Here is a 316-nt window from a genome sequence, read left to right on the forward strand (position 1 = left end):
TCCGGCGCCTATGAGATCGAGCGCCGCCCGCGCGGCGCTCGATCTCATAGGCGCAAAAAACACCACGCCGAACACCTGCCACCAACACCCTCAATTCAGGGAATACCACTGGGGATTCCTCGGACGATGCCATATGACACACTGTCAATGAAGCTGGCGCTACGCTCGGTCTTGATGCAGCCGACGATGTCTTTAATTGGTTAATGATCGCTGTTAGTTTATTGATTGTCAGTTGCTTTTATTGTCCTGAACTCCTTCTCAAGTGCTAGGTTCTGTCTGAAAAAAGCCGTCGCATACACCGCATGACACAAGCCAG

General features: G+C 51.9%; 1 protein-coding gene. It reads left to right on the top strand.

Features of this window, described 5'->3' with window-relative positions; all coding sequences use genetic code 11:
• A partial coding sequence (locus IAE39_RS29865) for a hypothetical protein (protein WP_236548883.1) occupies nt 1-204 on the top strand: 204 nt, incomplete at its 5' end.
• Nucleotides 205-316: the final 112 nt, after the last annotated feature.

Origin of the sequence: Pseudomonas sp. S37 (assembly GCF_016658545.1) — a bacterium.
Lineage (GTDB): Bacteria > Pseudomonadota > Gammaproteobacteria > Pseudomonadales > Pseudomonadaceae > Aquipseudomonas.